Source organism: Vibrio sp. 03_296 (genome assembly GCF_002265885.1).
In genome coordinates this window covers 1-1056 of the sequence record NZ_NPKW01000372.1, presented here as the reverse complement: position 1 = coordinate 1056, position 1056 = coordinate 1, and the positions used below count along the sequence as shown (strand labels likewise).

At 48.7% G+C, this 1056-nt stretch carries 1 protein-coding gene and 1 pseudogene; both read left to right on the top strand.

Going from position 1 to position 1056, the window contains the following annotated elements; genetic code table 11:
* Positions 1-645: outer membrane lipoprotein carrier protein LolA (locus CIK04_RS24745; RefSeq protein WP_142995012.1), on the top strand; the 645-nt coding region annotated here is incomplete at its 5' end.
* Between the two features lie 122 nt (positions 646-767).
* Positions 768-1056 (top strand): annotated as a pseudogene (locus CIK04_RS24735) (phenylalanine--tRNA ligase beta subunit-related protein); the annotation flags it as partial.

The window sequence follows — 1056 nt, the reverse complement described above, 5'->3', positions numbered from 1 at the left end:
GCGCAGCTCTCCAAACACGATCTGGTGCGAGGCCAGTTCACCCAACAGCGTCATCTGGAAATGTTTAACCAACCCCTGAGTTCTCAAGGACAATTTGTGTTAGACAAAAGCCATGGTCTGTTCGTGGCAACAACAAAACCCCTTCCCTGTGAATTTGGTTTTGACACAAGACAAACTGCGACAAAACTTTGCCGGGCAAGCACCACAAGTGATCACGGCAGAGCAAACCAATGGCGTTTACTTCAGCCGCATTTTCTCTCTGTGTTTCATGGAGATACCTCCGCTTTGCAGCGCGAGTTCGAATTGACGTTACACGTTGACGACAATGGATGGCAACTCGACCTGACGCCGACGGCAGCCCCTTTGAATGCGGTATTCAGCAAGATTACCCTCAGAGGTAACCAAGAAATTGATCAACTGGAACTGGTGGAAAAACGTGGCGATCGCACCGATATTCAATTTTCACAGCAAACGCACATCCCAGAACAATTAAGCGAAACGGAGCAAAAGCAGTTGCGTTTAATCCCGACGTTAGCCGTTAGCTGGTCTTATGGCCGTAATCACTGCCAGTTTGTTGTTGGTCTATCTCTGGTTTGCTCAAGCAACGGCACCAATCGAAACCGATATTTTAAAACTCCTGCCTAAAAATCAGCAAAACCCAGTAGCAGAACAAGCGTTTGAGCGCATTGCGGAGACAATGGGAAACAAGGTGATTTTTATCGTGTCGGGCGATGAGCGCGATAACGTCTACCAAGCAAGCGATGCGCATTGATGACACCGTTGCGATTGACGTTAAAGCACCAGCGGCGTGTCCACGTTACCTTGGTCGCGTGGTGAAAAACGTTAACGTTCAAGCGAAAACACCGCTATGGATGCAAGAAAAACTGCGTCGCTGTGGCATTCGTTCAATCGATCCAGTGGTTGATATCACAACTTTGTTCTTCTAGAACAAGGCCAGCCAATGCACGCGTTTGATCTAGCGAAGATCGACGGTGGTATCGTAGTTCGTTGGCTGAGCAGGCGAGAAATCACCCTTCTTGATGGCAGCGAAGCAGA